This is a genomic window from Kribbella sp. NPDC026611 (assembly GCF_040638345.1).
GTDB lineage: Bacteria > Actinomycetota > Actinomycetes > Propionibacteriales > Kribbellaceae > Kribbella.
In genome coordinates this window covers 927,930-948,794 of the sequence record NZ_JBEZYC010000002.1, presented here as the reverse complement: position 1 = coordinate 948,794, position 20,865 = coordinate 927,930, and the positions used below count along the sequence as shown (strand labels likewise).

At 70.2% G+C, this 20,865-nt stretch carries 21 protein-coding genes; 9 read left to right on the top strand and 12 right to left on the bottom strand.

Annotation, left to right across the window (positions count from 1 at the left end; translation table 11 throughout):
* Nucleotides 1-13 precede the first annotated feature (13 nt).
* On the top strand, nucleotides 14-907 hold the full coding sequence (locus AB0E69_RS10535) for a LysR family transcriptional regulator (protein ID WP_360142490.1): 894 nt from the start codon (nucleotides 14-16) through the stop codon (nucleotides 905-907).
* Between the two features lie 54 nt (nucleotides 908-961).
* Nucleotides 962-1,543, top strand: a complete 582-nt coding sequence (locus AB0E69_RS10530; protein ID WP_360142488.1) for a superoxide dismutase family protein — start codon at nucleotides 962-964, stop codon at nucleotides 1,541-1,543.
* Here the strand turns inward: AB0E69_RS10530 and AB0E69_RS10525 are convergent.
* From AB0E69_RS10525 to AB0E69_RS10510, 4 genes are read right to left on the bottom strand one after another with little or no spacing between them, the layout of a single operon-like run.
* On the bottom strand, nucleotides 1,540-1,932 hold the full coding sequence (locus AB0E69_RS10525; protein ID WP_360142486.1) for a RidA family protein: 393 nt from the start codon (nucleotides 1,930-1,932) through the stop codon (nucleotides 1,540-1,542). The genes AB0E69_RS10530 and AB0E69_RS10525 overlap by 4 nt on opposite strands.
* Nucleotides 1,933-1,941: 9 nt before the next feature.
* Nucleotides 1,942-3,369 (bottom strand): ATP-binding protein, encoded by a 1,428-nt coding sequence (locus AB0E69_RS10520; protein WP_360142484.1) that lies wholly within the window; start codon nucleotides 3,367-3,369, stop codon nucleotides 1,942-1,944.
* 28 nt (nucleotides 3,370-3,397) lie between these two features.
* Entirely contained in the window at nucleotides 3,398-4,075 is a 678-nt protein-coding gene (locus AB0E69_RS10515) for a response regulator transcription factor (protein WP_360142482.1), read from the bottom strand.
* Nucleotides 4,076-4,079: 4 nt separating this feature from the next.
* Nucleotides 4,080-4,961, bottom strand: a complete 882-nt coding sequence (locus AB0E69_RS10510) for an EamA family transporter (protein ID WP_360142480.1) — start codon at nucleotides 4,959-4,961, stop codon at nucleotides 4,080-4,082.
* 39 nt (nucleotides 4,962-5,000) lie between these two features.
* On the opposite strand from AB0E69_RS10510, the gene AB0E69_RS10505 reads away from it, so the two are divergent.
* Nucleotides 5,001-5,498, top strand: a complete 498-nt coding sequence (locus AB0E69_RS10505; protein ID WP_360142478.1) for a MarR family transcriptional regulator — start codon at nucleotides 5,001-5,003, stop codon at nucleotides 5,496-5,498.
* Here AB0E69_RS10505 and AB0E69_RS10500 read toward each other — a convergent pair.
* Nucleotides 5,487-8,057: a BTAD domain-containing putative transcriptional regulator gene (locus AB0E69_RS10500; protein WP_360142476.1), complete on the bottom strand. Its 2,571-nt coding sequence runs from the start codon at nucleotides 8,055-8,057 to the stop codon at nucleotides 5,487-5,489. The two genes, AB0E69_RS10505 and AB0E69_RS10500, sit on opposite strands and share 12 nt — an antisense overlap.
* A 156-nt stretch (nucleotides 8,058-8,213) precedes the next feature.
* Here AB0E69_RS10500 and AB0E69_RS10495 point away from each other — a divergent pair, with 156 nt between their 5' ends.
* Entirely contained in the window at nucleotides 8,214-9,638 is a 1,425-nt protein-coding gene (locus AB0E69_RS10495; protein ID WP_360142474.1) for a glycosyltransferase 87 family protein, read from the top strand.
* On the opposite strand, the gene AB0E69_RS10490 is transcribed toward AB0E69_RS10495, so the two are convergent.
* The 5 genes from AB0E69_RS10490 to AB0E69_RS10470 form a co-directional block, all read right to left on the bottom strand.
* Nucleotides 9,635-10,561 (bottom strand): threonine/serine dehydratase, encoded by a 927-nt coding sequence (locus AB0E69_RS10490; protein ID WP_360142472.1) that lies wholly within the window; start codon nucleotides 10,559-10,561, stop codon nucleotides 9,635-9,637. The two genes, AB0E69_RS10495 and AB0E69_RS10490, sit on opposite strands and share 4 nt — an antisense overlap.
* Nucleotides 10,562-10,626: 65 nt before the next feature.
* A complete protein-coding gene (locus tag AB0E69_RS10485) occupies nucleotides 10,627-11,490 on the bottom strand; it encodes a hypothetical protein (RefSeq protein WP_360142470.1) in 864 nt (287 codons plus the stop codon).
* On the bottom strand, nucleotides 11,447-12,628 hold the full coding sequence (locus AB0E69_RS10480; protein WP_360142468.1) for a glycosyltransferase 87 family protein: 1,182 nt from the start codon (nucleotides 12,626-12,628) through the stop codon (nucleotides 11,447-11,449). Before AB0E69_RS10480 ends, AB0E69_RS10485 begins: the two co-directional genes overlap by 44 nt.
* 218 nt (nucleotides 12,629-12,846) lie before the next feature.
* Nucleotides 12,847-14,103 carry a DUF2064 domain-containing protein gene (locus tag AB0E69_RS10475; RefSeq protein ID WP_360142466.1) on the bottom strand — a complete coding sequence of 419 codons (1,257 nt, stop codon included), beginning with the start codon at nucleotides 14,101-14,103 and terminating at the stop codon, nucleotides 12,847-12,849.
* A complete protein-coding gene (locus AB0E69_RS10470) occupies nucleotides 14,100-14,750 on the bottom strand; it encodes a glycosyltransferase family 2 protein (protein ID WP_360142464.1) in 651 nt (216 codons plus the stop codon). The genes AB0E69_RS10475 and AB0E69_RS10470 overlap by 4 nt, the downstream gene beginning before the upstream one ends.
* A gap of 122 nt (nucleotides 14,751-14,872) precedes the next feature.
* Between AB0E69_RS10470 and AB0E69_RS10465 the strand changes: the two genes are divergently transcribed.
* Genes AB0E69_RS10465 through AB0E69_RS10445 form a run of 5 tightly spaced genes read left to right on the top strand, consistent with a single transcriptional unit; the run spans nucleotide 14,873 to nucleotide 18,948 of the window.
* A complete protein-coding gene (locus AB0E69_RS10465; RefSeq protein ID WP_360142462.1) occupies nucleotides 14,873-15,571 on the top strand; it encodes a response regulator transcription factor in 699 nt (232 codons plus the stop codon).
* Between the two features lie 7 nt (nucleotides 15,572-15,578).
* Nucleotides 15,579-16,751: a HAMP domain-containing sensor histidine kinase gene (locus AB0E69_RS10460; RefSeq protein ID WP_360142460.1), complete on the top strand. Its 1,173-nt coding sequence runs from the start codon at nucleotides 15,579-15,581 to the stop codon at nucleotides 16,749-16,751.
* Between the two features lie 10 nt (nucleotides 16,752-16,761).
* Entirely contained in the window at nucleotides 16,762-17,712 is a 951-nt protein-coding gene (locus AB0E69_RS10455; RefSeq protein WP_360142458.1) for a sigma-70 family RNA polymerase sigma factor, read from the top strand.
* A 58-nt stretch (nucleotides 17,713-17,770) separates the two neighbouring features.
* The gene (locus AB0E69_RS10450) at nucleotides 17,771-18,535 is read left to right on the top strand and encodes an alpha/beta hydrolase (RefSeq protein WP_360142457.1); all 765 of its coding nucleotides are present in this window, start codon (nucleotides 17,771-17,773) and stop codon (nucleotides 18,533-18,535) included.
* Nucleotides 18,532-18,948 carry a hypothetical protein gene (locus tag AB0E69_RS10445; RefSeq protein WP_360142455.1) on the top strand — a complete coding sequence of 139 codons (417 nt, stop codon included), beginning with the start codon at nucleotides 18,532-18,534 and terminating at the stop codon, nucleotides 18,946-18,948. Before AB0E69_RS10450 ends, AB0E69_RS10445 begins: the two co-directional genes overlap by 4 nt.
* 49 nt (nucleotides 18,949-18,997) lie before the next feature.
* On the opposite strand, the gene AB0E69_RS10440 is transcribed toward AB0E69_RS10445, so the two are convergent.
* A complete protein-coding gene (locus AB0E69_RS10440) occupies nucleotides 18,998-20,026 on the bottom strand; it encodes an NAD-dependent epimerase/dehydratase family protein (RefSeq protein WP_360142453.1) in 1,029 nt (342 codons plus the stop codon).
* Entirely contained in the window at nucleotides 20,023-20,781 is a 759-nt protein-coding gene (locus AB0E69_RS10435; protein WP_360142451.1) for an S-methyl-5'-thioadenosine phosphorylase, read from the bottom strand. Before AB0E69_RS10435 ends, AB0E69_RS10440 begins: the two co-directional genes overlap by 4 nt.
* Nucleotides 20,782-20,865: the final 84 nt, after the last annotated feature.

Here is a 20,865-nt window from a genome sequence, read left to right as displayed (position 1 = left end):
GTAGCTTGGCTACATGGACGAGCGACAGTTGCGCGTACTGCGGGAAGTCGGCGAGCTGGGAAGTGTGACGGCCGCTGCCGAGGCGCTGATGGTGACGCCGTCGGCGGTGTCGCAGCAGCTTCGGCTGCTGCAGCGGACGATCCCGGTGCCGTTGACCGAGCGGGACGGTCGGCGGGTCGTCCTGACCGACGCCGGCCGGGCGCTCGCGGGCGCCGCGGCTGAGGTCGAGGCGGCGTTGGCGCGTGCTCGACATACTGTCGACGAGTTTGTCTCAGAGCCGGACGGGGTGGTGTCGGTCGCGGCCTTCCACAGCGCGGCGGCGGCATTCTTCCCGCCGTTGCTGAGCTCCGGGCTCAGTGTGCGGCTGCATGACGAGGACGTGCCGCAGGACGAGTTTCCCCCGTTGACCCGCGAGTACGACGTGGTTCTCGGACACCGGCTCGATCACACCCCGCCCTGGCCGGAATCCGTGGCGGTGACTCCCTTGCTGCACGAGCCGCTCGATGTCGCCGTACCTGTTGATCATCCGTTGGCGGCGAAGCGGTCGCTGACGCCGCGGGACGTGGCGCGCGAGCCGTGGATCACTGTGCATGATGGGTTTCCGGTGCTGGCGACGATCGAGGCGATCGGTGCCGCGGCCAACCATCGGCTCGAGTTGGTGCACCGGGTGAACGAGTTCACCGTGGTTGCCGAACTGGTTGCCGCAGGCGCCGGTCTGGCGCTGGTGCCACGGTGGACAACGCGACCGCACCCGGCCGTTGCGTTGCGCCCCCTTCGTGGGGTGCACGCACGACGGCACATCGACGCGTTGCACCGGCCGGAACGCGCTGCCCGGCTGGCCGTGCGGACGACGCTCGGTGCCCTGCAACGTGCGGCGGTGGCGGTTCGTCGGCTAGATTCGCGGTAGCTCGCCGTCACCCCGCCCGGGGCAGTGGTTCGCGTCCGGGTTCGAGAGGGAGTCATGGCAGTAACTGTTCGGAAGGTGCTCGGGGCAACCGCAGTACTCGCGGTGGCCGGAGCGATCGCGGGACCGATGGCGATGGCGCAGTCGCGCCCGCCGCGTGTGCCACCGGGCGAGGTGGCGATCCCGGACGTCGGAAAGACCAGCACGGTGACGCGCACCGGGCTACTGCGTGGTCTCGGTCCCTCGCCCTTCGCCGGCGCCCGGGCGACGCTGGTGATGGTCTCGCACGGCGCGCGGAGCGCGGTCCGCCTGAAGGTGACCGGGGTCGGGCGGGCCGCGGCCGGCCGCACGTATGGCGCCCACCTGCACACCGGCCCGTGCGTCGCCGGGGATGGCGCCGCGGCTGGTCCGCACTACAACACCGACGTACTCGACGGCCGCAAGCCGCCACGCGTCGACCGGACCCGCGAGGTCTGGCTGGACTTCACCGTCACCTCCAGCGGCTCCGGTACGGCGCGAACCGTCGTACCGTTCGCGCCCAACCCCGGCGACCGCTCGATCGTCATCCACGAGCACGCCACCGACCACCACGGCGTCGCGGGCGCCCGCCTCGCGTGTCTGCCGGTGAGCTGGCGCTAGATCACCGCAGTTGCCTCGACCTCGATCAGCTGCTCCGGCCGGGCGAGTGCGGCGACGCCGATCAGGACGTCGACCGGCTTGTGGTCGCCGAACACTGCGACGCGGGCTTCCTGGACGATTGCCTGGTGCTCGCGGAGGTAGCCGACGAGGTAGATGCCGAGCCGGGTGACCTGGTCTGGACGGGCACCGGCTGCGGCCAGTGCCCGACCGAGGTTGGCGAACGTCTGCTGGGCCTGGAGCGCGAGGTTGCCGGGAGCGACGAGATCGCCCTTGAGGTCCTCCGGCTCCTGGCCGGCGATGAAGATCAGCTTGGTGCCGGTGGCGATCGCCACGTGGCTGTAGGTGGTGGGGGTCGGCAGGTCGCTCGGGTTCAGCAGCTCGATGCTCATGCCGGAAACCTACGGGGTTGAGGGTCCGCCCGGGAGGGTGATGGTGGCGGTGGTGCCACCGGTGGCGGACGGGGTGAGGGTGATCGTGCCTTGGTGTGCGCGGGTGATCTCGCGGGCGATCGACAGGCCGAGGCCCGAGCCGCCGCTGGCTCGCGAGCGGCTGGTGTCCAGGCGGACGAAGCGTTCGAAGACGCGGAGGCGGTCGGCGGCCGGGATGCCGTCGCCGTCGTCCTCGACCGTGATGACGGCCGACCCGTTCTGCTCCGTCGTGGTCAGCCGAACCGTGGTGTGCGCGGCGCGGGCGGCGTTGTCGACGAGGTTCCGCAGTACCTGACTCAGCCGGGTCGGGTCGCCGACCACGCGCACCGGATGGACGTCGCCGGTGACCTTCAGCTCCGGCTTGGAGCTCCGGAGCCGCTGGATCTCGGCCGCGACCAGGTCATCCAGGTCGACGTCGGTCTCCTGCATCCGCAGTCCGGTGTCGTCGGCCTTGGCCAGCAGGAGCAGGTCCTCGACCAGCCGCCGCATCCGCTCGGTCTCGGCCTCCATCACCTGCTGCAGGTCCTGCCACGCCTCCCCGGTGGTGTCCGCGCTGACGACCTCGAGGGCCGCGGTCAGCGTCGCCAGCGGTGATCGCAGCTCGTGGCTGGCGTCCGACACGAACCGCCGCTGGGTCGCCTGGCCGGTCTCCAACCGGTCGAGCATCTCGTTCATCGTGACCGCGAGCCGGGCGATCTCGTCCCGCGTCTCCGGCACCGGCACGCGCTCGGTCATCCGCCGGGAGCCGATCCGCTGCACCTGGCTCCGGATCCGCTCGACCGGCCGCAGCGCCTGCCCGACCATCAGCCAGCCCGCGAGCCCGACCACGATCAGCAGCACCGGGACCCCGGTCGCCAGGTACTTCGCCACCGTGAGAACGGTCTGGCGCTGCGTCTCCACGGACGTTGCGACCACGGCGGTGTACGTCTGGCCGCGGTACGACACGCCCTGCGCGACGACCTGGTACAGGTGGTCGTCGTCGATCAGCGGCATGTCACCGACCTGGGCCCACATCAGCGCGCCGGCCGGCGGGCGCATGTCGGACAGCGGCGTCCGCGCGACGCGGTCGGACGACGCGGCGACGACCTCGCCGGAGGCGTTCAGGACCTGGATGAGCTGGGACGCCCGCGTGGTCTGGGCGAGAGTGCGGCCCAGGCCCGACGTACCGTTCGCGCTGACCAGCGCGGCGACCTCACCCACTCGGGCCTCGGCCGCGTCGTTGACCTCGGTGATGAGCGCGCGCTGGAGCAGGAGGAGCAGGGCGGCGGCGCCGATCAGCAGCGCGACGGCAACGACGAGTACGGCGGCCACCGTCGACCTCGTCCGGACACTGGCCTGGCGCAGCCCCCCGGACGAGCGGTACCAGCCGTCAACGCGCCGTCGCACGACCGTGCTCACCCCACCATCTTCTCAGGGGCCTGCTGGTTCAGCCGCCCTCGGGATCCATCCGGTAGCCCATCCCGCGGATCGTCTCGATCGCGTGCCGGTCGAACGGGGTGTCGATCTTCTTCCGCAGGTACCGGACGTAGACCTCCACCACGTTCGGGTCGCCGTCGAAGGCCGGGTCCCAGACGTTGGCCAGGATCTCGGTCTTGCTGACCGTGTCGCCGCGGTGCCGCATCAGGAACTCGAGCAGGCCGTACTCACGCGGCGTGAGCGTGATCTCCTTGCCACCGCGCTCGACCCGGCGCCGGGCCACGTCGAGGGTGAGGTCACCTGCGGTGAGCACCACCGGCCGCTCCGGCCCGCCGCGCCGGATCAGGGCCCGCAGCCGGGCGACCAGGACGAGGAAGCTGAACGGCTTGGTCAGGTAGTCGTCGGCGCCGAGGTCGAACGCGTCGGTCTGGTCGTACTCGCCGTCCTTCGCGGTCAGCATCAGCACCGGTGTCCAGATGCCGCGCGCCCGCAGTACCTCCAGGACCCGGTAGCCGTTGAGCTTCGGCAGCATGATGTCGAGCACGATCACGTCGTAGCTGTGCTCGGTCGCGGCCCAGATCGCGTTCTCCCCGTCGTGCACGAGCTCGACGATGAACCCGGCGTCGGTCAGGCCACGGTGAACCGTGTCCGCCAGCCGCAACTCGTCCTCGACCATCAGCACTCGCACACTCTCAGTGTCGCCGGTGCCCGCTGAGAGCCCGCTGAGAGGGTGCCCTCAGCTGACTGAGAGTGATCCCGGAGAGCACCAGACCGAGTCCGGCGAGTTGTTCTCCGGAGAGCGTTTCTCCGGAGAAGAGCAGACCCAGGAGTACGCCGGTCACCGGGTTCAGGAGCCCGATCAGCCCGACGGTGGCCGCGGGGAGATGGCGCAGGCCGGTGAACCAGGCCGTGAACGCGAGCGCGGTGGCCACCAGATCGACGTACAGGAACCCAAGGAGCGCTCTCCCGTCGAGAACCGGTGGAGAACCCTCGAGGGTGATCGCGAACGGGATCAGGACCAGGCCGCCGGCGATCAGCTGCCAGGCGGTGGTGGCGAGCGGGCTCTCGGGGCTGCGCCACTTCTTGGTGAACACGTAGCCGAACGACGACATGGTCAGCGCGGCGACCGAGGCGGCGACACCTTTCAGGTCGACGGCGGTGCCGCTCGTGCCGAGGAGGAGGCAGACGCCGGCGATGCCCGCTGCGGCGCCGGTGAGGACAAGGGTGGTTGGACGTTCGGCCAGCAGAGCCCAGCCGAAGAGGGCCATGGTCAGCGGAGCGGCGGACATGATCGTCGACGCGACGCTGACCGGAAGCAGTTGGGCGGCCAGGTAGATGAGCGCGAAGAACGCGCCCATGTTGCAGACACCAAGGATCAGGGAGCGCCACCACCAGGGGCCGTGAGGTCTTCGGCGTGCGATCGCCTGCAGCGCGAGCCCGGCGGGGAGCGCCCGGAAGACGGCGCCGTACAGCGGGTGCCCGGTCGGCAGCCACTCGTGCGTGACGAAGTAGTTCGTGCCCCAGGCGATCGGCGCGATCGCGGTGACCAGGCTCCAACGGGCAGTATCTTCCATGGAAACTATAGTATCTTCCCGGGAAGATATAGTGGCGGCGTGGACCACGTAGCGAGAATCCAGGCGGAGTGGCGGGCCGAGCGCCCGGACGTCGACACCGCTCCGCAGGGCGTGATCGGCCGGCTGCACCGGATCGCGAACCACCTGACCGCGGAGCTGACCGTGCTCTACGCGGAGTACGGGCTGAGCGAGGGAGAGTTCGACGTCCTCGCGGCGCTGCGCCGCGCGGGCGCGCCGTACGAGCGGGCGCCGGGGGAGCTGGCGCTGCACACGATGGTGACGACCGGCGCGGTCACCAAGCGCGTCGACCGCCTCCTCGACGCAGGCCTCGTCGAACGCCGGCGCAGCACCGCCGACGGCCGCGGCCGCGTGATCCGCCTGACCCCGGCCGGGAGGCGACTGATCGACAAGGCCTTCACCGCCCACATGGCCAACGAACAAAGGCTGCTCGGAGTCCTGACTCCGGCCGAGACCGCCCAGCTGGAAATCCTGCTCACCGCCTGGCTGACCCGGATCGAAACGTCGTCAGCCGGTTAGTTTGTCCTGTACTGCGGTCGCGTGAGGGTGGTGGAGCTGGGTGAACAGGTTGGCGGCGGTTTCGTACTCCGGTCGTGGGTCGTGGCCGGCTGCGGTCAGGGCGTCGCCGAGGCGGTCGCGGGCCGCAGCCTCGTGGTAGACGTCAGCCAGCTCGTGGTACAGATCGGCCGAGGCCCGATAGTTGCTGATGGCACCGGTTTGGTGGCCGAGCCGCTCGGCGATGTCGCCGAGGGTGTCGTACGTCGCGGCCGCGCGCTCCTGGTCGCCGATCGCGAGCAGGCGCCGGAGGGATTCGGAGCAGCTGGCCTCACCTTCGATCAGGCTGCCCAGGTGCGCGAGCTCCCAGCCGACCGCGTTCAGGCAGGTGGCGATCTCGCGTTCGTCGCCGAGGTCAGTGTAGAGCCTCAATGACTCGCGGGCCAGCGCGAGCGACTCCTCGTGCCGCCCGAGCGCGCTGACATCGAGGCTCAGCACCCGGAGGGCGCGGGCTGCCCCCGGTACATCGTTGATGCTGTGGGCAACCTCCAGGCACGCCTCGGCAAACTCGGCCGCGGTGGCATAGTCCTCGAGCCGCGTGTGCGCGAGTGCGAGGCCGAGTAAGGCCTGGCGTTCGGCGAGGTGGTCCTGCCGGTTGCGGGCGTCGGTCAGGGCAAGGTCGGCGGCAGCGAGCCAGTCGAGCCAGTGGCCACTGCGGTCGAGGTAGTCCTGGAGTGGGGGAAGGAACTCGGTCGGTGCATCGGCCTGGAAGAACAACAGCGTCGGGAGTTCGGTGGCGAACCACTCGAAGTCGCCCGGCTGCAGGCGGCCCGCGGCAGCTGTTGCCGTGCGCAAGTAGTAGTCGCGCCGGCGATCCTCGGCGGCGTCGTGGTCGGGCGGGAGATCCTGGGCGTAGGCCCGGAGCAGGTCGTGCATAGTGAACCGGCCCGGGCGGGGTTCGGCGACGAGATGCGCGCGCTGGAGCTCGCGGAGTACGCCGGTCGCCTCGGGCATGGGGAGATCGAGGAGCGCGGCGACGGCGTCGGTCGAGATCCCGGGGCCGGGGTGCCGGCCGATCAGGCGGAAGAGGTACGCCGCCTGCTCGCCGAGCTCGGCGTACGACCAGGAGAAGACGGCGCGGACGTTGACCTGGACGTCCGAACCGGAGAGGACGTTGAGGCGGCTCTCGCGCAGCTCGGCCGCGATCGTGTGGAGGCCGAAATCGCGCTGGATCGCGGCTCGGGTGGCGACGAGGGCGAGGGCGAGCGGCAGACCGGCGCAGTACCGGATGATGTCGTCGACGGCTCGAGTGTCCTGGTTGCCGATGCGCTCGGCGCCGAGGCGGTCGGTGAGGAGCTGACGAGCGGCGTCGGGACCGAGGAGGTCGAGCACGATCGGCTCGGCGCCACCGGCGATCACACTATCGAGTTGCAGCCGGGTGGTGACGACGACCATGCAGTCCGTGGATCCGGGCAGTAGCGGGCGGATCTGGTCGGCGTCGCGGGCGTTGTCGAGTAGGAGCAAGAGCTTGCGGTCGGCGACGAAGCTGCGGAACAGGGCGGCCTTCGCGTCCGGACCGGGTGGAATCGTGTTCGCCGGGACGCTGAGCGCGGTCAGGAAACCGTGCATCGCGTCGTCGGCGGAGACCGGTGCCGCGGTCGGCTCGAAGCCGCGCAGGTTCACGTACAGCTGTCCGTCGGGGAAGCGTTCTGCCTGCTGCTGGGCCCAGTGGACGGCGAGCGTCGTCTTCCCGACGCCGGCCGTGCCCATGATCACTGCGATGCGGTGCGCTTCCCGATCCGCGACCTCGTTGAGAACCTTCTGCTCGTGCTCCCGGCCGACCGGCCGCACGCCCGGACTCGGGAGTTGCCGGGGGATCAGCTGCGGGCCGCCCGAGGTCCGGGTCAGGATGCCCTGGTACGCCGTTTGCAGCGCCGGGCTGAGGTCGACGCCGAGCTCGTCGGCGACCCGGCGGCGAATCTCGTCGTACCGGTCGAGCGCCTCCGCTGTCCGGCCGGCGGCGTCGAGCGCGACGATCACGCGCAGCCAGAGCGATTCGCGGAGCGGATGCGCGGCGGCGAGCTCCAGCAGCCGGGGGACCTGGCTCGGATCGGGGGCGGCGGCGAGGCGTTCGACCGCGTCGAGATAGCGCTCGACCAGCTGCGGCGCCTCGTACCGATCGAGCCAGGTGGATCCAAGGCCGGTGAACGGCGTACCGCGCCAGAGTTGTACCGCGTCGGCCAGGCGGCCCGCCTGGATCAGTTGGTCGAAGTCGATCGCGTCCACCTCGGCGGCCGCGAGCTGGTAGCCGTCCGGACGCCGCTGCACCAGGTCAGTGCCGAGCCGGGCCCGGAGACGGGAAACGAGCGTGTAGACGCTGGCGCGCGGGTCGTTCGGCTGCTCGTCATCACCCCAGAGAGCGGTTGCCAGCTGATCCACGGTGACTGTCTCGCCCGGATGCAGGGCCAGCGTCGTCAGCACGGTCCGCGGGCGAGGCCCGGGAAGCTCGAACGGCTCCCCGTCGACGGTCAACTCGAATGCCCCAAGACACCGCAGCCGGATCCGCGCCGCCGCCCTGTCCACCTCCCGACCTTAGCCGCCGCCCGGTCCGGCCGCCGGAAGGTTTGCACCTGAACCACAAGAGCTTGACGCCGCGCGGGACCACCTGTCCGACGCGCTGGACCCAGGTAGGTAACCTCTGCTGGTCGCCAGGTGAGCCGATAGGAGATGATGCCCACCGTGACCGAACCACACCGCACGCCGTCGGGGGTCGACCCGGCCGTTGCCGGGCTGACCGTTGGGATCGGTGGGCCGTCGGGGCGGTTCGCCCGGCTCGGTTCGTCGTGGTGGACGCCGCTGCGGATCGCGCTTGCGGTCTGCACGCTCACGTTCGGTCTCGGCGTACTCCAGAAGGCGCCGTGCATGGACGCCGGCTGGGACCGGCAGAGCTGGCGGCCGTTCAAGGCGCTTTGCTACTCCGACATCGGTTTCCTGTACCAGGAGCGCGGGTTCGCCGAGGGGAACCGGCCGTTCCTCGACACCGGCAACTACCCGGTGCTCGAGTACCCGGTGCTCACCGGCGGCTTCATGGAGGTCGCGGCCAAGATCACCTGGCTGTTCACCGGTGACCCGAAGAAGGACCTGACCGTCGAGCAGAAGCGCGACACGGCCGGCGTGTTCTTCGTGGTGAACGTGGTGATGCTGTTCATCTGCGCGCTGTTCGTCGTCGGGTTCACGGTCGCGACCGCACGCGGCGTCGCGAAACGTCCGGGAGCGGCCCGTGGGCAGCCACTGGACGCGCTGTACGTCGCTGCCGCGCCGGTGCTCGCCCTCACGTCGACGATCAACTGGGACCTGTTCGCCGTCGCGCTCACCGCTGGGGCGATGTTCGCGTGGTCGCGCGGGAAACCCATCTGGTTCGGCGTACTGCTCGGCCTCGGGACGGCGGCCAAGTTCTACCCGTTCCTGCTGCTCGGACCGTTGCTGATCGTGTGCATCCGCGGCCGGAAACTGTGGCCGTGGTTCCAGGCCGTGCTCGCGACCGCGATCTCGTGGGGTCTGGTGAACGCGCCGATCTACCTGCTGGCCAAGAACGAGTGGCTCTCGTTCTGGCAGTTCAACGATCAGCGGGAGAGCGACTACGGCTCGATCTGGTACGTGCTGAAGCTCGCGAAGCACGAGGTCGCCGACGTCAACCAGCTCAACATCGTGATCTTCGCCGGGCTCTGTCTGTCGATCGCGATCCTCGGGCTGATGGCGCCGCGTCCACCACGGTTCGCACAGCTGGCGTTCCTCGTGGTCGCCGCGTTCCTGCTGATCAACAAGGTGTACTCACCGCAGTACGTGCTCTGGCTGCTGCCACTCGTCGCGCTGGCCCGGCCGCGGCTGCGGGATTGGCTCATCTGGCAGGCCTGTGAGTGCTTCTACTGGATGCTGGTCTGGATGCATCTCGCCCAGTTCCTGGCGCCTGGAGATCCGCAGGTGCCGGACCGGATCTACTGGTTCTCTGTGGTCCTGCGGATGGCGGGAACGCTGTGGCTGATGCTCGTCGTGTCCCGGGACATCCTGCTGCCGGAGAACGACCCGGTACGCCGCGGCGACGTACTCGACGATCCGAGCGACGGCGTGAAACGCGACGTGCAGCTGACTCCGGCGCCCGCTTAGAGCATCAGCTTCGCAACGTCGAGGTTCCCACCGCTGAGTACGACGGCGGTGGGACATTGCGTTTTCAGGCCGCTGAGCAACGCTGCGAACGGCGCGGCCGCGGCCGGCTCGACCGCGAGCTTGGTCCGGGACATCACCAGCCGGGTCGCCTCGAGCAGCGACTCCTCGGACACGCGGACGACGTCGTCGACGTACTCCTGGATGAGCGGGAAGTTGCGCGTGCCGCACACCGGTGCCGCGAGTCCGTCGGCGATGGATCGTGCGGTGGGCAGCTTCTGCGGCGCACCCGCTGCCAGGCTTCGGCTGACGACGTCCGCCTGCTCGGGCTCGATCCCGATCACGCGGATCCCGGGCTTCACCAGCTTCACCGCGAGCGCGACGCCGGAGATCAGCCCGCCGCCACCGACCGGGACCAGGACCGTCTCCAGGTCCGGGCGCTCGTCCAGAACCTCCAGCCCGAGGCTGCCGTGCCCGGTGATCACGTCCTCGTCGTCGAACGGGTGGACGCCGGTCAGCTTCCGCTCGTCCCGGATCCGCTCGTACTCCGCGATCAGGTCGCCCTCGACCAGCTCGACGGTCGCGCCGTACCCGCGGGCGGCGTCGATCTTCGCCGGTACGGCGGTCTTCGCCATCACCACCGTTGCCGGGACCCCTGCGTCGCGCGCCGCCCAGGAGAGCGCTCCGGCCGCGTTGCCCGCGGAGACCGTGATCACGCCGCGTCCGCGCTCCTCGGCGGTCAGCCGGAGCAGCTTCGTGAGCAGCCCACGGACCTTGAAGCTGCCGGTCTTCTGGAACAGCTCGGCCTTGAGCACCAGCTCCGCACCGAACCGCTCGTTCAACGCGGAGGACGTGAGCATCGGGGTGCGGTGGATCCGGCCGTCCAGCTCCCGAGCGGCCTGGCGGATGTCATCGAGCGTCGGCATACCCCGACCCTAAATGTCTACTAACCCGATCATATTTCGAACGCCCCTGAGCTGGACGCCGCCGGCTAGCGACGGGTGGGCTGGAGGCGGCCGGCTACTGCGGCGGCCAGTTTCTCGGTCGCTTCCGGGTGCTCCGGCAGGAACAGGTACGGCTCGATGAGTTCGAGCTCCATCAGCAGGAAACGGCCGTTCACGACTACGCCGTCGACCCGGGCGTAGACGGGCGTCCGGCCGGCTGCCTGGAGAGCCGCGTGGGCGCTCTCCAGGACCTCGGACGTCGGCTCCGCGAGCGTCGCGAGGCCGCCGTACTCCTCCTGCACCCGGTAGTCGCCCTCGGCCGGTCGCTTGACGACCGCGTGCGTGAACTCGCCGTCGACGAAGATCAGCGACCACTCACCCGCGGTAGCGATCTCCGGCTGGAACGGCTGGACGAGGTACACGAGCTCGGGCAGCTCATCCATCGCCCGGTCGAGCTCCGCGGATCCCGCGACCCCGCGGATCGTGTGCGTCGCGCTCGCGCTCACGGTCGGCTTGATCACGACCTCCTGACCCGCCAGTCCGCCGACCACCTCGCGCAGACACGCGCCGGCCGCGATCTGCGACGGCACGATCGCGACCCCGCGCTCCCGCAGTTCGAGCAGGTACCGCTTGTCGCCGTTCCACCGGACCAGACCGGAGTCGTTCAGCACCGGTACGCCGGCCTTGTCGACCAGCGCCAGCCACTCGGTGAACTCGTCGTACCGCTGGTGGTAGTCCCAGACCGAGCGCAGCAGGATCCCGTCGTACGCCGACCAGTCGACCGACGGGTCGGTCCACACCTCGGCCACCGGGTCGAGACCGGTGGCGCGGAGGGCGTCGGCGAGCGGGAGGTCGTGCTCGTGCAACTCAGCGTGTTCGGCCGAGGTCGCGAGGGCGAGGCGTTTGGTCACGGTCGACAGTGTTGGCAGGCGATGGCGCGTCCGTCAAACCTGATACCGCAGCGATTCGGTAACGGATCGTCACGACGCTGACAACGATGACAGCGGCCGCGAGGTAGCTCAGGCCCTGGCGGGTGTCGTGCCCGAAGCTGGCGTAGGCGAGGTAGGCCGCGAGCGGTACGGCCATCCACTCCGGCCGGCGGGCCAGCGCGGCGAGCGCGATCAGCGGGAGTTCGTACCACGGGTACGTCGGCGTCGCGATCAGCAGCGCGGCGCCGTACAGCCAGCAGCAGGTGACCGCGATCGGATCGCGCTTGGTCCGGTAGAAGGCGAGCATTGCGAGCGCGACTGCCAGCGCGGCCGCGGCGGCCTGGCGGGCCTCAGGAGGCAGCAAAAGCGCGAGAATGGCGGATCGCGAGCTGCCGTCGTCGAAGCCTTCCTGGTTCAGGTAACCGGGCAGGAACCCGAGCACCAAGGTGCCGACGGCAAGCACGTGCGGGACGTACGACGCAGCGAAGGTGCCGAGGGCAACTAGTGGTTTCCGGCCGCGGAACGCGGGGAGCAGGAGCAGCGGGAGGAGCTTGACGCTGCCCGCGGCGCCGAGCAGGACGGCGGCGAGCTTCGGCCGGCTCGCGGTGAGCATCACCGCGGCCGTGATCAGCAGCGCGGCAAGGATGTCAACGTGGGCGGCGTTCGACGCCTCGATCGCGACGATCGGTGACCAACCCCACAGTGCGGCCCAGCGCGGATCCCGTACGGCGAGTAGCCACGTGAGCGCGAGCGCGATCAACGCCGCGGCCACCTGCAGTCCAAAGGTCCCTGCGCTCCAGGGCGTCACCAGCGCCACCGCCGCGAAGTACAACTGGGCCACCGGAGGATAGATCGTCGGCACCCGCGGCCGATTGATCCGCGTCCGGGCATCATCCGCCGAGTACTGCGCCAGCGCTTGTGGATCCTTGGGCAGGTGCGGCGGTCCGCTGACCCCCGACTTCTCCTCCGGCGACAATCCCGGGAACAGCACTGGATCCCGCAACCCCGCCAACTCGTCGCCCAACGGCACATGCGCGTACGGCGAATGCCCGGCCACCTGCACCCGCCCGTCCCACACGTACCGATAAGCATCCGTACTGGTAATCGGCCCCTGCAGCAACCCCGGCACCTGACACAACGCGGCAACCAGCAGAACCCCCCCAACTGTCAGCCCTCGCAGCCGCCAAACCACCACCCCAACCAGAACACTCCCCACCACGAGCACCACATTGGGCCACCACCCAGCCTCCGCCGCCCAAACAACAACCGCGGCAACCACAACGCTCACGACTCCACCGACCACCACCACGACCCAGCGCCGCCTGTGCACGGACAGCATCAGGCGGTCCGGCGGAGGGTTAGGAAGGCTCGGTGGCCGGCTCGCCAGTCTTCGGTGGGGTGTAGTGGGGTGGTGTGGGCGTGGCGGAGGAGGGCGCGGGTGCCTACTCGTGCCCAGGGCAACGGAGTGGAGCGTCGGCCGGTCGAGCTGCGGAGGACGATCGGCGCGGTCTCGTCGAGATCGTCGTCCGGATCAACCTCGACCAGGACGAGCCCGTCCGGACGGACCAGCTCCGCGCACCGCCTCAGCAACTCGGCCGGGGAACCGCCGATCCCGATGTTCCCGTCCATCAAGAGAACGCTTCCCCAGCGTCCCTCGCCGGGGAGCCGGTCCTGGACGGGTCGTCGGAGCGCTGCCGCCCCCCGTGAGGTAGTGAGCGACACCGCTCGCGGCGACACATCCACCCCGAGCGCAGGAATCCCACGTTCCGCCAGCGCGGTCACGATCCGCCCCGGACCGCACCCGATGTCCAGCACCGGTCCCTCGCACCGGCTCAGCGCGAGCCGGTCCACCTCGTCCGCCGGCGACTGCCACCGGTCGAGCTCCGACAGCGACGGCAGCGTCCGCCCGTCGATGCCGGTAGCAACGACTCGCGCCGTACCACCCAGCGCCTGCTCGAACAGCAACCCGGGATGCGCCGCATGCTGCAACCGCCGGAAGAGCCGGGAAACGCGCAGCGCCGGATACTCGCCCGCGATGAACGCCGCATCCCGCGGCTCGTCCATGTCCCGCAACGTCGGCAGCAACCGCACCCGCAACCCCAGGGCCCACAACCGCCGAAGCTGATCGGCGCCAGTGTGTTCCGTCGACATCGGTACGCCGAGCAACGCCCGCCGATCCGGTTTCCGCAGCCCCAGGCACCAGTAGCCGCCGTCCTCGGTCAACCCGAGAACCGCATCCCACCCCGACCACCGGAACGCCCTCAACTCGGGAGCCAGTTGCGGCGTGTCCATCCCCACCAGCAACATCGGCGAACCGTCGTACGCGTCCTCGAAGGCCGCCGCCAGCCGCTCGTCCAGGCCGCCACCCCGCTGGCCGACCACCTCGAACCCGTCCGGCAACCAAGGCCCCGGCTCACCCTCCAACGCGAGCACCCGCCGCGCCGCGGGCGTCGCTCGGATCGCGCTCAACGTGTCCACGAGCGATGCCCGGGCCAGCGCCGCCGCCTCGGCAGCCGTGAACTCGCTCTGCAGCCTCGTCTTCACCCGCCCCGGCACCGGCTCCTTGGCGATGACGATCAACGTCCCGCGCGTCATCGAGCCAGCACCTTCGACATGTCGAGCACCGCGCGCGCGGCCCCCAGCGGCGTACCGGTCACCTTCGACCGACCCGACCGCGGCAGGTAGTCGACATCCACCTCAGCGATCCGCCACCCGGCGTCCGCCGCCCGGACCACGGTCTCCAACGGATAACCAGAACGCCGGTCCCGCAGCCCGAGCTCCAGCAGCGCGGTACGGCGAGCCGCCCGCATCGGACCGAGATCGTGCAGGATCGCCCCGGTCCGGCGCCGGATCCGCCGGGAGAGCTCCGCGTTCGCCAGCCGGAGATGCCACGGCCACACTTCGCGAGAGACCGGCCGCCGCCGCCCGACCATGAGGTCGTACCGCCCGCTCACTACCGGCGCGGTGACTCGCACCAGCTGCAGCGGATCCAGCGAGGCATCGGCATCCATGAACGCGACCACCTCGGCCTCTGCCGCCTCCAGCCCCGCGTGACACGCGGCGCCGTACCCCTTGATCTCACAAGGGATCACGACCGCTCCGTGCGTGGCCGCGATCTCCGGTGACCCGTCCGTCGAGCCGTTGTCCACGACAATCGGCCGGACGCCCGGCGGGAGGCGTTCGAGGATCCAGGGCAGCGCCGCTGCCTCGTTCAGGCAGGGCAGGACGAGATCAACCGGCACTCTTCGACCGTAGAGAAGAGACCGCTCTCCGGCGGTCCGGACACGGCTACGGGTCGCTTACGTCGTACTGCGTTCCGGTGCTGGTGCGCCGGCGTACCGACCGGACGATCTACGCTCTGAGCGTGGCTACTCGTGTTCTCGTGGTGGACGACGACCCGACCGTGTCCAACGTCGTCTCGGCGTACCTGACCAAGGCCGGGTACGACGCCCGCGTGGTCGCGGACGGCGTCTCGGCGGTCGAGGTCTGGCAGCAGTGGAAACCGTCGGTGGTCGTCCTCGACGTGATGCTGCCGGGGCTGTCCGGGCTCGAGGTGCTGCGCCGGTTGCGCGCGGCCGACGACGCGGCCGCCGTGATCATGCTCTCCGCGCGAGGCGAGGAGGAGGACCGGCTGGTCGGTCTCGAGGTCGGCGCGGACGACTACGTGGTCAAGCCGTTCAGCCCGCGCGAGCTGACGCTGCGGGTGCAGGCCATGCTGCGCCGCGAGGAACGGCTCGCCGGGCAGGACCTGACACCGAGCAAGCTCAGCGCCGGCCCCGTTCTGGTCGACACCGCGGCCCGGCGGGCGTACCTCGACGGTGCCGAGCTGTCGCTGACCCATCGCGAGTTCGATCTGCTGGCGTTCCTGGTCTCGCACCCGGGCAAGGCGTACACGAAGGCCGAGCTGCTGCGCCGGGTCTGGGGCTGGGACTTCGGCGACTCCTCGACCGTCACCGTGCATGTCCGGCGGTTGCGGGAGAAGATCGAGAACGATCCCTCGGACCCCAAGCTGGTGCTCACCGTTCCACGCACCGGGTACCGCTTCGTCGGGGATGCGGAGTGATGCGCCGATGAACAAGGACATGTTCACGATCCTGGCGCTCACCACGTTGTGGACGCTGATCGTCGCGTCGGTCGGGGCCGCGGTGCTCTGGCGGTTCCGCGGTCGTTCGCTGCGGATCACGCTGATCGTCGCGGCGCTGGCGCCGATGGCCGCCGCGCTGGCGGCGGTGCTGCAGAGCGTGCGGGCGATGTTCATTTCCGACCACGACTCGTGGGTGGTGCTCTGGACGCTGGCGTTCGCGGCGTTGCTCGGGCTGGGCATGTCGGTGCTGCTCGGGCACTGGATCAGCACCGGATCCCGCGACGTTGGGCGCCGGCTGCGGCACCTGGGTACGTCGTACGAGCCGGCAGATACCGTCGGCCGCGTCGTACCGGCCGAGCTGGCCGCGCTGACCGACGAGCTGGAGATGACCCGGAAGAAGCTGGCCGAGTCACACCGCAGGGAGCGCGCTCTCGAGGCTTCGCGGCGGGAGCTGGTGGCGTTCATGTCTCACGATCTCCGGACGCCGCTGGCGGGTCTGCGGGCCGTAGCGGAAGGGCTCGAGGACGGCGTGATCGACGACGTACCCGGTGCGCTGCGGCAGATGCGGTCGACGGTGGACCGGATGACCGGGCTGGTGGACGATCTCTTCGAGCTGTCCCGGTTGTCGGCGGCACCTTTGCCGCGGCGGCGGTCGGCGGTTTCGTTGCGGGAGCTTGCCGAGGACGTGGCGGGGGAGAACGGCGAGCACGCGCGCTCCGAGGGCGTCCGGTTGACCGTGTCGACGCCTGCCGACGAGGACCGGCTCGCGGTCCAGGGCGATCCGGACGAGCTGACCCGCGCGGTCACGAACCTGGTCGGCAACGCGATCCGGCACACGGCGCGCGGCGGAACCGTGACGCTCGCGGTCGACCGGGAACCGGACGGGCGGGTGCGGCTCGCGGTCACGGACGGCTGTGGCGGGATCGCGGCCGATGATCTCGAGCGTGTCTTCGACATCGGCTGGCGCGGTGACGAGCAGCGCACGCCGGAAACAGCTCCCGCCGGGCGGTCGAGCGGCGGCGGTCTCGGGCTGGCGATCGCTCGCGGCGTGGTCGAGTCCCACGACGGCAAGATCGGCGTCACCAACGTGAACGGCGGGTGCGCGTTCCAGATCGACCTTCCTCCGGTGTCGGTGCCGAGCGGTACTGCGTCGGCTTAAGGTCGGTCTCGTGACCACCGAGGCCGGCGCGACGCTGGAGACGTACCGGGTCGAGCTGACCGGGTACTGCTACCGGATGCTCGGTTCTCCGTTCGACGCCGACGACGCGGTCCAGGAGACGCTGGCCCGCGCCTGGCAGCACCTGGACCGGTACGACGCGTCGCGCGGCCCGCTGCGACCGTGGCTGTACAAGATCGCGACGAACATCTGCCTCGACGTACTGCGCAGCGCCCAGCGCCGCACGAGCGCGATGGAGCTGGCGCCGCGTTCCCGGCCAGGTCCGGAGATCGGGGAGCCGTTACCGGAGAGCGCCTGGATCCTCCCGGTCCCGGATCAGCGGGTGATCTCGCCGCAGGCGGATCCGGCGGATCACGCGGCGCTGCGGGAGTCGGTGCGGTTGGCGTTCATGACGGCGCTGCACCGGTTGCCGCCGCGGCAGCGAGCGGTGCTGATCCTGCGAGACGTGCTGTGCTGGCAGGCGTCCGAGGTGGCGGCGCTGCTGGACACGACGGTTGCCTCGGTCAACAGCGCACTCCAGCGCGCCCGCTCGACGACCGCCCCCATCGGCTCGGCCCCGGCTTCTGATGAGGAGGAGCGACAGCTGTTGGACGCCTACTGCGCTGCCTTCGAGCGGTACGACGTCGACGCGCTGGTCGCGCTGTTGCACAAGGACGCGATCTCGTCGATGCCGCCGTACACCTGGTGGCTGCGCGGGCGCGACGACATCCGGGCCAGTCTGATCGCGGGAGGTGGGTTCTGCGCCGGCGCTCGGGTGCTCCCTACGCTGGCGAACGGTTCGCCGGCGTACGGGCAGTATCTGCCGGTCGATGGCGGCTACCAGCCGTTTGCGCTCGTCGTGCTGACGCTTTCCGACGGGCTTGTGGCCGAGCAGGCGACGTTCCTGCAGGCCGAGCGGCTGTTCCCGCTGTTCGATTTGCCGCTCGTGCTGCCTGACCGATGAGTTTGCGGAGGCTGATCCGTAGTAGGTCGTGAAGGGTGACCACTACGGAAGGATTCGCATGGGCGACTACATCGACCTCAACGGCGTACAGATGTGGTACGACGACAGCGGCACCGGCGAGCCGCTGGTTCTGCTGCACGGAGGGCTCACCGACAACCGCGACTTCGCCGGCAACCTCGACGTACTCGCGGACCATTTCCGGCTGCTGATGCCGGAACGCCGGGGCCATGGGCACACTCCGGACGTGCCGGGGCCGTTCGCCGTCGACGTACTGGCGGATGACACCGCGGCGTTCATCGAGAAGCTGACCGACGGGCCGGTGCGGCTGGCCGGATACAGCGCCGGAGCCGTGGTGGCGCTGCGGACCGCGGTCCACCGGCCGGAGTTGGTGGAGCGGCTCGTGCTGATCAGCGGCGCCTTCCACCCGGACGGGATGATCCTGCGGCCATCTCTGGACGCACCGCCGCCACCTCCGCTGCTCGCGGCGTACGCCGAGGTGTCGCCGGACGGGGCCGATCACTTCGGCGAGGTGATTGCGAAGGTGGTGCGCTCGGTCGAGGAAGACCGGCCGTTGACCACCGATGAACTTGCGACGGTGACGTGCCCGGCGCTGGTGGTTGCCGCCGACGACGACCTCGTGTCCCTCGAGCACACGATCGCGATGTACCGCGCGCTGCCAGCCTCGCAGCTGGCCGTCGTACCGGGCACTTCGCACCTGTTGCTGCATGAGAAGCCGGCTGACTGCGTGCGGCTGGTCCGCGAGTTCCTGACCACGGATGCGGCGTCGACGCTGATGCCGATCCGGCGCGGCGGCGCCGGATGACGCCGCAGTCGTACGACGGGTTCACCGCCGCGGAACGCGGTGCGATGAAGGAGCGCGCGAAGGAGCTCAAGGCAACGGCCGAGGGCGACGCCGCGGTGCGGGAGAAGATCGCGGAGCTGGATGGTCCCGACCGGGCGACCGCGGAGCGCCTGCACGAGGTCGTCCTGGCCGCGGCGCCGCAGCTCACGCCGCGGCTGTACTACGGCATGCCGGCGTGGGGGAGTGACGGCCGGGTGGTCTGCTTCTTCCAGCCGGCGGCGAAGTTCAAGGCCCGGTACCCGACGTTCGGTTTCCAGGACGTCGCGCAGCTGGACGACGGGGCGATCTGGCCGGTGTCGTTCGCCGTTTCCGAGCTGACGCCGGCCGTCGAGCAACAGATTGCCGAGCTGGTGCGCAAAGCCGTGTCGGCCTAGCTACAGCGTTTCCTGGCGCCCGCCCGGCGCCAGGAAACGCGGGCGGTTGTCAGCGGTCGTGGAGGAGGTCGGTCAGGCCGGTCTGGATGTCGAAGGTGGGCTTCCATCCGAGTTCGTGTTTCAGACGCTCGGAGGACGCGGTGATGTGGCGGACGTCCCCGAGGCGGTACTGACCGGTGACGACCGGCGCCGGCCCGCCGTACGCACGTGACAGCTCGGTCGCGATCTCCCCGATCGTGGTGACAGTGCCGCTGCCGACGTTGTACGCGGTGAATGCCGGCTGCTGGGGGAGCGCGGCCGCCGAGAGCGTGACCGCCGCGGCGACATCGCGGACGTGGACGAAGTCGCGGCGTTGCCGGCCGTCCTCGAAGACGCGCGGCGCCTCACCCCGGTCGAGCGCGGAGCGGAAGATCGCCGCGACCCCGGCGTACGGCGTGTTCCGCGGCATGCCCGGTCCGTACACGTTGTGGAACCGGAGCGCGCTCACGCGTGACCCGGTTTCCCGGACCCACCACTGCGCGAGGTGCTCACCGCTCAGCTTGCTGGTGGCGTACGCGTTCCGTGGATCGAGTACGGCGTCCTCCTTGACCAGCCCGGGCCGGAGTGGAGCGGCGCAGACCGGGCACGGCGGCTCGAAGTTTCCCGCGTCGAGATCCTCGGTACGCCGGGGTTCCGGCGCGACCTGTCCGTGGCGGTCGCAGTCGTAGCGGCCCTCGCCGTACACGACCATCGAGCTGGCGTAGACGAGGTGCCGGATCTTGGCGTGGGCGAGCTCCTTGAGGAGGACCGCCGTACCGAGGCTGTTGCTGGAGACGTAGTCGTCGAGATCGTCCAGGTCCACGCCCAGACCGACCTTGGCGGCGAGGTGGATGACCGTGTCGATCCCGTGCAGAGCGCTCGCCAGCGTCTCGCGGTCTCTGACGTCGCCGACGATCAGGCCGGGTCGCGGTTCGGGGCGCTGTGCGTGCACGTCCGGGCGGAACGAGTCGTAGACGACGACCTCGTGGCCCCCGGCAACCAGTTGGTCCTCGACGTGCCGGCCGATGAACCCGGCGCCGCCGGTGAGCAGGACCCTCATCGGGCACCTCCACGGCAGCTGCAACCGGCGTCCGGCTTCGGGAGTTGCCCGATGACCTCGCGGAGCAGTCCCCGGAGGCGCTCGATGCTCTCCCCGAACACCCGGTACACCTCCGCCTCGGTCACACCACCACCGGCCTCGGTGCCGGCATCGTGATCGGTGACGACGGCGATCGACGTGTAGCAGAGCGCGAGCTCCCGGGCGATCGCGGCCTCCGGCGCTCCGGTCATCCCGACCACCGACCAGCCCTGCGCCGCGTGCCACCGCGACTCGGCGCGCGTCGAGAACCGGGGCCCGTTGATCACGACCATCGTCCCATCGGGAACGACGTTGCCGGTAGCAATCACCGTGGCGCGTCCGTTGGGGCAGTACGGGTCGGCCATGGACGTGTGCACCACGGGAGGAACGTCGTACACGGTGTGCTCTCGTCCCCAGGTGCGGTCGACGTACTGATCGGGGACGACGAAGGTGCCGGGGGTGAGCTCGGGACGTAGGGATCCGACCGCGCACGGGCCGAGGACCTGGCGGACGCCGAGCTCGCGGAGCGCCCAGAGGTTGGCGCGGTAGTTGACGCGGTGCGGCGGGAACCGGTGATCCGCGCCGTGCCGCGGGATGAACGCGATCTCGCGCCCGTCGAGATCCCCGACCGTCGGCGGCTCGCTGGGCGCGCCGTACGGCGTCTCGATGTCCACGGTCTGCGCGTCGGGCAGGAACGAGTAGAACCCGGACCCACCGATCACTCCGATCTCAGCCATGGTTCCGACGCTAGTGCCGGGCTCGGCCTCGATGACCGGATTCGGACGGACCGTCAGCGCTCCGTAAGCGCCGCGTAACCCGGC

Coding starts and splice junctions, on each gene's coding strand:
- AB0E69_RS10535 (WP_360142490.1), top strand. CDS start 14: ATGGACGAGCGACAGTTGCGCGTACTGCGGGAAGTCGGCGAGCTGGGA.
- AB0E69_RS10530 (WP_360142488.1), top strand. CDS start 962: ATGGCAGTAACTGTTCGGAAGGTGCTCGGGGCAACCGCAGTACTCGCG.
- AB0E69_RS10525 (WP_360142486.1), bottom strand. CDS start 1,932: ATGAGCATCGAGCTGCTGAACCCGAGCGACCTGCCGACCCCCACCACC.
- AB0E69_RS10510 (WP_360142480.1), bottom strand. CDS start 4,961: ATGGAAGATACTGCCCGTTGGAGCCTGGTCACCGCGATCGCGCCGATC.
- AB0E69_RS10490 (WP_360142472.1), bottom strand. CDS start 10,561: ATGCCGACGCTCGATGACATCCGCCAGGCCGCTCGGGAGCTGGACGGC.
- AB0E69_RS10475 (WP_360142466.1), bottom strand. CDS start 14,103: ATGACGCGCGGGACGTTGATCGTCATCGCCAAGGAGCCGGTGCCGGGG.
- AB0E69_RS10460 (WP_360142460.1), top strand. CDS start 15,579: ATGAACAAGGACATGTTCACGATCCTGGCGCTCACCACGTTGTGGACG.
- AB0E69_RS10450 (WP_360142457.1), top strand. CDS start 17,771: ATGGGCGACTACATCGACCTCAACGGCGTACAGATGTGGTACGACGAC.
- AB0E69_RS10445 (WP_360142455.1), top strand. CDS start 18,532: ATGACGCCGCAGTCGTACGACGGGTTCACCGCCGCGGAACGCGGTGCG.
- AB0E69_RS10440 (WP_360142453.1), bottom strand. CDS start 20,026: ATGAGGGTCCTGCTCACCGGCGGCGCCGGGTTCATCGGCCGGCACGTC.
- AB0E69_RS10435 (WP_360142451.1), bottom strand. CDS start 20,781: ATGGCTGAGATCGGAGTGATCGGTGGGTCCGGGTTCTACTCGTTCCTG.